This window comes from Nitrospirota bacterium (assembly GCA_016212215.1).
Lineage (GTDB): Bacteria > Nitrospirota > 9FT-COMBO-42-15 > HDB-SIOI813 > HDB-SIOI813 > JACRGV01.
Genome location: JACRGV010000159.1, coordinates 1 through 7,718 on the forward strand (window position 1 = coordinate 1; position 7,718 = coordinate 7,718).

At 42.7% G+C, this 7,718-nt stretch carries 9 protein-coding genes and 1 tRNA gene; 1 reads left to right on the forward strand and 9 read right to left on the reverse strand.

The features are described from left to right. The coding region (locus HZA08_14305; protein ID MBI5194589.1) for a hypothetical protein at positions 1 to 146 on the reverse strand (146 nt) is incomplete at its 3' end. Positions 147 to 425: 279 nt separating this feature from the next. Next, positions 426 to 563 (reverse strand): hypothetical protein, encoded by a 138-nt coding sequence (locus tag HZA08_14310; protein MBI5194590.1) that lies wholly within the window; start codon positions 561 to 563, stop codon positions 426 to 428. Between the two features lie 119 nt (positions 564 to 682). Here HZA08_14310 and HZA08_14315 point away from each other — a divergent pair. Further along, positions 683 to 757: transfer RNA gene (locus tag HZA08_14315), tRNA-Cys, on the forward strand. Positions 758 to 760: 3 nt separating this feature from the next. On the opposite strand, the gene HZA08_14320 is transcribed toward HZA08_14315, so the two are convergent. From HZA08_14320 to def, 7 genes are all read right to left on the reverse strand, one after another. Next, a complete protein-coding gene (locus HZA08_14320; GenBank protein ID MBI5194591.1) occupies positions 761 to 2,893 on the reverse strand; it encodes a hypothetical protein in 2,133 nt (710 codons plus the stop codon). A 30-nt stretch (positions 2,894 to 2,923) separates the two neighbouring features. Then, positions 2,924 to 3,430 (reverse strand): DUF4143 domain-containing protein, encoded by a 507-nt coding sequence (locus tag HZA08_14325; GenBank protein ID MBI5194592.1) that lies wholly within the window; start codon positions 3,428 to 3,430, stop codon positions 2,924 to 2,926. 128 nt (positions 3,431 to 3,558) lie between these two features. Beyond that, positions 3,559 to 3,837, reverse strand: a complete 279-nt coding sequence (locus HZA08_14330) for an AAA family ATPase (GenBank protein MBI5194593.1) — start codon at positions 3,835 to 3,837, stop codon at positions 3,559 to 3,561. An 837-nt stretch (positions 3,838 to 4,674) separates the two neighbouring features. After that, positions 4,675 to 4,851 (reverse strand): hypothetical protein, encoded by a 177-nt coding sequence (locus tag HZA08_14335; protein ID MBI5194594.1) that lies wholly within the window; start codon positions 4,849 to 4,851, stop codon positions 4,675 to 4,677. A gap of 27 nt (positions 4,852 to 4,878) precedes the next feature. Further along, the gene (htpX, locus tag HZA08_14340; protein ID MBI5194595.1) at positions 4,879 to 5,742 is read right to left on the reverse strand and encodes a zinc metalloprotease HtpX; all 864 of its coding nucleotides are present in this window, start codon (positions 5,740 to 5,742) and stop codon (positions 4,879 to 4,881) included. Between the two features lie 45 nt (positions 5,743 to 5,787). Continuing rightward, positions 5,788 to 6,963: a methionyl-tRNA formyltransferase gene (locus HZA08_14345; GenBank protein MBI5194596.1), complete on the reverse strand. Its 1,176-nt coding sequence runs from the start codon at positions 6,961 to 6,963 to the stop codon at positions 5,788 to 5,790. Then, the gene (def, locus tag HZA08_14350; GenBank protein ID MBI5194597.1) at positions 6,960 to 7,520 is read right to left on the reverse strand and encodes a peptide deformylase; all 561 of its coding nucleotides are present in this window, start codon (positions 7,518 to 7,520) and stop codon (positions 6,960 to 6,962) included. Before def ends, HZA08_14345 begins: the two co-directional genes overlap by 4 nt. Positions 7,521 to 7,718: the final 198 nt, after the last annotated feature.

Below are 7,718 nucleotides of genomic sequence, written 5' to 3' on the forward strand. Positions count from 1 at the left end.
CATCCGAAAATCCCTTCCGGCGGGGTAAGAAAACCCCGCCTATCCATCTCTACGAGGATAGGCGGGACTTTCTTGTCCCGCTGATTTTCATGTCCCTTTGTGAACCTTGGTTCATGTGGGTTCATCCGAAAATCTCCATAGTTCACCCCCACCCTAACCCTCCCCCCTCAAGGGGGAGGGAATAAACATTTGCTTCCCTCTCCCCTGGCGGGAGAGGGTCCGGGTGAGGGGGCCTTATTTTCATCAACCTTTGTGAACCGAAGGTTCATGGCAGTTCATCCGAAAATGACCCCAAGTAAGCAGTAAGCGGTAAGCAGTTAGCAGATAAAGACTGCCTTTCCTGTTTACTGCTCACTGCTTACTGTTTACTATTTTCATTTCCCTTTGTGAGCGCCCGGCTCATGAGGGTTCATCCGAAAATAACCTCAAGTAAGCAGTAAGCAGATAAAGACCTGCTTTTTCTTGTATTTCGGGAATCTTTCCCGAAATACATCCTGCCCCGACTCGGTTTCAGGATGGAATCCCGAAACACAATAACCATCTTTGTGCAGACCAATTTTCATGCCCCCTTGTGAGCGCCCCGCTCATGAAAGTTCATCCATAATTTGATTTTCCAAACTATCTTGACTTGCAGGTCAATCATCTATAGAATATCAACTTGTATTTTTCAGCATAAAATTAGGGCGGCGTAGCCAAGCGGTAAGGCAGAGGTCTGCAAAACCTTTATTCAGCGGTTCAATTCCGCTCGCCGCCTCCAGAATTAAAAATCCTTTTTCATCATTCCTGCCTCCCACACACCCTTTTCTGCAATCTCACCCTTGAAAAACAGGAGGTAGCTGTATTTGCCATAGTGCCCCATTTTTTCACCGGCAGATTCAATATATCCCGAATTATCACCTGAGAAAAAGAGGAACACTGAATCCGGATTAAAGGGGTTTGGTCTTGTTAAAATCAGCACAGAGTCATTCCTGTTGTAGCTTTTACCTTTAACATATATATATTCGTTATCAATTTTGATTTCCTGGGGAAGCTCAGGGCTTAATTTGTCAGCGGAAATATTAAGATATGCCTCGCCTGTAATGTAGATATTATTCATTATTAAATCCCCATTGCTGACATCTTTATCATACTTAACAATAACGCCGTTAACGCCTGAAGCTATTTTTGAATATGCCTCTACTATATCTTTCTTTTCATTGGACGGGAGTATCAAAAGCCTCTTGTTCGACCCCATAAACTTACCAATTGTCGCAGGCACCTCTTCTTGATTCAGCCTCCTGAATACATCGTAATATGGGTCAACGGTTACAGCCTTTGGCCGTGATGAAGAATGTAGTTCTATAACACTGATCGGGTCTTTAATCCAATGATATGTAAGAATGTTGCCTTCTTCTGTTTCAACCAATACAGGCAGGTAAATTTCATAAGTTCGCCCCTTCTGATGTATGGAGATATTGATAATATATTCGTCTTCTTTCTGAGAAAGAGTTGCCTCTCCAAGCCTTATGACAGGTGCACCGCTATTTTCTACCCACTGCCTGAAAAACGGTCTCAGGTCTTTTCCGGATACCTTTTCAAAAGCCTCTCTGAAATTATCCCATGATGTAACCTTGAAGCTCCTGTTTTTTATTACATATCTAAGTCCCTCATAAAACTTCTCTTCGCCAAGCATAACCTTCATCATATGGAATACATAAGCCCCCTTACCATACCCGATTGCCCTGTCCTCCGGTACGGCCCTGTTCCTGAACTTAGTAAGCGGGTAGTCGGCGGATGGGGATGGCTTAACTAAGTTTACATAGTCCCGCAGGAGTTGGTTCCTGTAGGCGGCCCCTTTTCCTTCCATATCTTCATACAGGTAATCTGCCAGATAAGTAGTAAGCCCCTCACTCCAGTTGCCGGACTCATAATCAGGGTAGACTGAATTACCCCACCAGTTATGTGCTATCTCGTGTCCGAGGGAGGTCTTGACTATAAAAGGAAGCCGTAAAACGGATTGACCAAGCAGAGTATATGAAGGCATCCCGAATCCGGTTGAGAGCATATTTTCTACTACAGCAAATTTCTTAAATGGATACCTGCCGAGGAGCCTGTTATAAAGCTCAAGATACCTCTTTGAATTATCAAGATATGTTGCGGACAAACCAACATCTTCAGGAAATAAATAAGTATAGATTGTTATGTCATTATACTTCTCTTCGTGTATAACATATCTGCCGCCAACCAGATAAATACCGGATGAAGGATATGGTATATCCCATGCAGTAACAGTCGTCCCATTCTCTACCTTTCTTGTTATCTTTTCACCTTCCGTAACTATCTCATAATGTTCAGGTGTAACGGCGGTTACTTTGAATATAGCTGGCTCATTTGTACATGGATACCAGCAGGCAGAACTATCAATCAGAGTTATCTCTTCTCCAGCATAAGCAACAGGTTTATCACTCAGAAACTCCCTTGAAAACTTAATATCCCCCGGCAGTTCTGAAAATCTCCCTGAGTATTCAATTATTATTTCCGTGGATGATGAAAATTCCCCCCCTTTGTTTAAGGGGGGGCGAGGGGGGGTAATCTCTGATGAACGCGGCAAATGGACAACAATCCTCTTCTTACCTTCCTTTTCATCATTGTCTACTGAGAACAACAGATTAGCCCCATCCACTCCTTTTACTGATTTGATAACAGCATTCGTATTTATATAAGCTATAAATATCTTATCTCCGGCTGAATGAATCATGATGTGATCAACTGCATCTATGCTGTGTGCCTTTAAATCAAAGGTTAGATTGATATTATGGGATAAAAGAGACGCCGCTGATGAGTATGCATCAGGTATAACGGTTATGAAGAAAATAACTACTGCAATTTTTACCAGCAGGCATGTCCGGAACATGCCGGAAAGTATAATAGTATTTCAGGTAAATTAAAAGGGCGATCCCTGCAATCTCTCAACCCACGGCATCAGATACACAGGGACAAAGGTTACTATCGTTTCACCATCATAAGTTTCCCCTGCGAAATCCTTTGTCACCACAATCACATTACCCGGTTTATATTGTTCTATATAGTGTTTAAGGCTTCTTTGGATTTTAGGGGATTTAAAGTTTGAATACTTTACTTCTATTGGGAGTGAATTTACAATAAAATCCACTTCGCTTCCCGCCTGTGTCCGCCAATACCGTATAGAATCAGGGTCATCAGAACTTTTAATCAGTTCACTCCACACGAGGGTTTCGATGAGCTTTCCGCTGTCAGGCCGTAATTCAATAGGACTGAAATTATTAACCATTGCATTTCTAATCCCATTATCCATGGCATACACCTTAGGCATCTTGCTTAACTCTTTTCTTATATTTGTGAAAAAGGGTCTGACCCTTTTGAAAACGTTAACGTCTTTCCTGACATAGCTGTTGTAAATCTCTTTAAGCAATCTTTTCTTAATCTCATAATCTTTTTCAATAATGATTTCCGGATAACCTCCGTATAAGCAGAATTCACTAAGGAGTGAGTTTAGTGTAATCCAAAAAAGCGTATTGGTCTCTTGTATGGAAAGATTATTTACTCAGCAGGATTATTTATGGAGTCCAGCAGCTCTTCATCATCAAGATTGAAATAAAATATATTTTGAGGTGAAATACCTTCTGCTGTTAAATGTTCCATGACCTGATACATCAAAGTGGTTTTTCCAACCTGGCGTGCACCTGTGATTATGATGATATGATTTTGTGACAGATAAGGCAAAACAGAAGGAAACATATCCCTGTTGATATATGACGAAAAGGTAAAACCTTTACTTCTCCATGGATTTTGCAATAAGAAACTGTCAAAATTAATCATTTTAAATACCTTATAACTTTTATGTCAGAAATTGTATGTAGTTGTGTACAAATACTGGCATAAAAGTTATAAGGATGTCAATATTTAGTAAAAAAATGATATTGCAATAACGTTTTTATTAAGAAATATGTTATTTGCCAATCAGTTACAACACATTGAATTCCGAATTCCATGGACAGTATATCTATTGCTCTTAATCGAGTATGCGGTCTTTCATCAGAAAATCTCCATAGCTCACCCTCCCCCTGCCCCCTCCCGTCAAGGGAGGGGGGATAAACATAAGCCTCCCTCTCCCCCGGCGGGAGAGCTGCAACTAAATTCCTCCCCCCTCCTTTGCGGGGGGAGGCAGGAGGGGGGCACCGGGTGAGGGGGTCTTATTTTCATCAACCTTTGTGAGTCGAAGGCTCATGACAGTTCATCCGAAAATCCCTTCCGGCGGGGTAAGAAAACCCCGCCTATCCATTTCTACGAGGATAGGCGGGACATTCTTGTCCCGCTGATTTTCATGCCCCTTGGTGAGCGCCCCGCTCATGAGGGTTCATCAGAATTGCCAGTACCAGTGTACCAGTCTGATATTTTTGATGTTCGAGTATCCAATCTTCATTCATATGCTGTTAGTACCGGAATTCCTTACATGAATAGTCAGGAGATTTTGGGTTTGATAATTATTTGATTTAAAATACTATGAGGGTTATTATAGCAATAAATAACCGCATTATTTAGAGGAGCGTATGAGAACAATTCAAATGACTTTGAGGTAAAAATGATGAAACAATTCCATACAAAGTAATACGCAAGGTTTACAGGCAAAAAAACAGAGAATTCCTAAAGCAACAATCATTTCATCCATTTTGCAGCTCGAAGTAAAATCTCCGTTTGTTCGATGGAATCTTTGATCGTCATTTTTTTTAGATTACGCATCTCTTCCTTTGTAATTGCACGATAACCGTCGAGAACAGCAGAACCACGACGTTTTGGTTTTGTCTGCCTTAATATTTTCTTTGTCTTTTTCATTGCATAATCAAGCAAATAGTAACTTTCTCAACTACGAAACTTTGTCATGGCCTCAAGCCTTGCGATACGCTCTTCAATCGGCGGATGGGTGGAAAAGAGGGAGAGCATTCCGCCGCCGGTGAGCGGGCTTACTATAAACATGTGGGCTGTTGATGGGTTCGCCTCCATTGGAATACGCCTGCTTGCTGAATGTAGTTTTCTTAATGCACCTGCAAGTGCCATCGGGTTTCTGCTGATTTCAGCACCGCCTTCGTCTGCTTTATATTCCCTTGAGCGGGAGATGGCCATCTGTATCAGCATGGCGGCAATCGGGGCTAGTATCATTATCAGTATTGATATAACAGAACCCATCGGGTTGCGGTCTTCATTGTCCCGTCTTCCTCCGCCGAACATCATTCCCCACTGTGCTATATGGGCCAGATAGCTTATAGCACCTGCAATAGTAGCGGCTACTGTGCTGATAAGAATGTCCCTGTTCCTGATATGTGCAAGCTCATGTGCTATAACTCCTGCAAGTTCTTCACGAGTAAGTATGCTCATAATACCTGATGTTACTGCAACTGCACCATGTTCCGGATTCCGGCCTGTAGCAAAGGCATTAGGTGTCGGATTATCCATCATATATACCTTAGGCATGGGGAGCTGTGCCCTAACGGACAGCTCTCTAATTATGCTGTGAAGTTCAGGTGCTTCACTTTGAGTGACCTGCTTGGCACGATACATTGCAAGCACTATCTTGTCACTGAACCAGTATGCCCCTATGTTCATAACACCTGCCATAATCAGTGCGGTTGTTGCCCCATTCCTGCCGCCTATCAAAGAGCCGACTGAAATAAACATTACGCTCAGGACAGCGAGAAAAAATGTTGTTTTAAGTGTGTTTAAGTTCATGTTTGATTACCTCCTTTTTACAGCACATCCTATTATAATCGCAATTTAATCGCTGTCAATGTTACCTGTCTCATCTCCAAGTACTACACCCTTCTCCACCTTATGACCCCGCAAATATTCTTCAACCCTCATACGACGTTTGCCTTCAGGCTGTATCTCGGTAAGTTTTATTGCACAGTCGCCGGTTGAAACTATAATTCCGTTGGCTTGAACATCAATTATCTTTCCTTGTTTAAAACGTTCCCCCAAAAATCCCTCCGGCGGGGTTGGAAAACCCCGCCTATCCATGTCAAAATTGAGGATAGGCGGGACATTCTTGTCCCGCTGATTTTCTGAAAATAACCTTTGCTCACCCCCACCCTGACCCTCCCCCGTCAATGGAGGGGGTATTTCTGTTGTTATACTTATTTCTTGCTTCTTACTTCTGACCTCTTGCTTCTGCTCACTATTTTCATTAGCAGGAATTACCTCTGCCTTCCATATCCCCCATCGCTTACCTTTATAATATGTATATGTGCCGGGCCATGGGTCGAAGCCGTGTATCTTATTATAGATATTTTCAGATGAATCATTCCACTTTATAATACCGTCCTCTTTTTTAATAAGAGGTGCATAGCTTGCTTTGGTGTGATCCTGCTTAACCGGTACAATCTCTCCTGTCTCAAGTCCTGCCAATGTCTTTATTAATATAGCCGGGCCGATTTCAGCGAGCTTGAGGCTTAGGCTTCCGGCTGTATCAGTCCTCTCCACAGCGAGAGTTTCCTGCAGTAACATATCACCGGTGTCAAGGGTCTCGTCCATCAACATTGTTGTTACCCCTGAAACATTGCATCCCTTAATAATAGCCCATTGAATCGGGGATGCCCCCCTGAATTCAGGGAGAATAGATGCATGAACATTGATACATCCTCTACTAGGTATCTTTAGAATCACTGACGGGATTATTTTTCCATAAGCGACAACTACTATGAACTCAGGGTTTATTTCTTTTATCGCATCTGCGATGAAAGGCTCAGATAGTTTCTGTGGTTGCAGTACAGGGATATTATGGGTAATGGCGAATTCTTTTACAGGCGGCGGCATAAGTTTCTGACCCCTACCCTTTGGTTTGTCGGGCTGGGTTATAACAAGTGCAATCTCTCTGCCGCTTATTAATATTGCATCAAGAAATGGAACACTGAATGCAGGTGTCCCCATGAACACAACAGGGCCGCTTGTCATGACTTTGCCGACAATTCCCCTTTTGATTGTTTCTGGAGTTTCCTCATCCTTCGTAAGAACAGACTTTTCTTAAGACTGCTCAATCTGTCAATAAATAGGATTCCGTTCAGGTGGTCAATCTCGTGCTGGAACAACCTTGCAAGGAGTCCGTCGCAGCCTAACTCTAAACTGTTTCCTTCTCCATCGAATATCTTAACCCTGACAACTGCGGCCCGTACAACAGAGTCTCTGTAATCCGGAATGCTTAAACAACCCTCTTCATCCTTGATCTCTCCATCCTTAAAAACGATCTCAGGGTTAATCACAACTGCATACCGGTTTTTCTGTTCCTTTCCCAGATTAGCATCATAAACAAACATCTGAACAGGAACGCCGACCTGCACTGCGGCAAGACCAAGCCCCGGAACTTTATCCAGAGTATCCATCATATCTCGGATTAGTTTATTTAATTCCTCATCCCATTTTTCAATGTTTCTGCTCTTCTCCCTAAGTATAGGATCAGGATATTCTATTATCTTTAATACAGCCATCTTTTCTCTCTCCTCCCTGAAGTCCATGCTAACATCCATGATGTTAAAAATCAAGTTGCCCCGAAAATACCCATAGCTCACCCTCCCCCTTTCCCCCTCCCGTCAAGGGAGGGGGATTAAACTGTGCACCCTATCTTTCCGGCGGGGTTAGAAAACCCCGCCTATCCTCATCCCCCTTTTCATCTTGCTTTTATCGTCTTACTTCTGCATTTTCTAATCAAATTC

Bases quoted from the DNA above. Each gene is read 5' to 3' on its own strand.
- def (MBI5194597.1), bottom strand. From the start codon at position 7,520: ATGGACTTCAGGGAGGAGAGAGAAAAGATGGCTGTATTAAAGATAATA.
- HZA08_14330 (MBI5194593.1), bottom strand. From the start codon at position 3,837: ATGATTAATTTTGACAGTTTCTTATTGCAAAATCCATGGAGAAGTAAA.
- htpX (MBI5194595.1), bottom strand. From the start codon at position 5,742: ATGAACTTAAACACACTTAAAACAACATTTTTTCTCGCTGTCCTGAGC.
- HZA08_14310 (MBI5194590.1), bottom strand. From the start codon at position 563: ATGAAAATTGGTCTGCACAAAGATGGTTATTGTGTTTCGGGATTCCAT.
- HZA08_14320 (MBI5194591.1), bottom strand. From the start codon at position 2,893: ATGTTCCGGACATGCCTGCTGGTAAAAATTGCAGTAGTTATTTTCTTC.
- HZA08_14335 (MBI5194594.1), bottom strand. From the start codon at position 4,851: ATGAAAAAGACAAAGAAAATATTAAGGCAGACAAAACCAAAACGTCGT.
- HZA08_14345 (MBI5194596.1), bottom strand. From the start codon at position 6,963: ATGACAAGCGGCCCTGTTGTGTTCATGGGGACACCTGCATTCAGTGTT.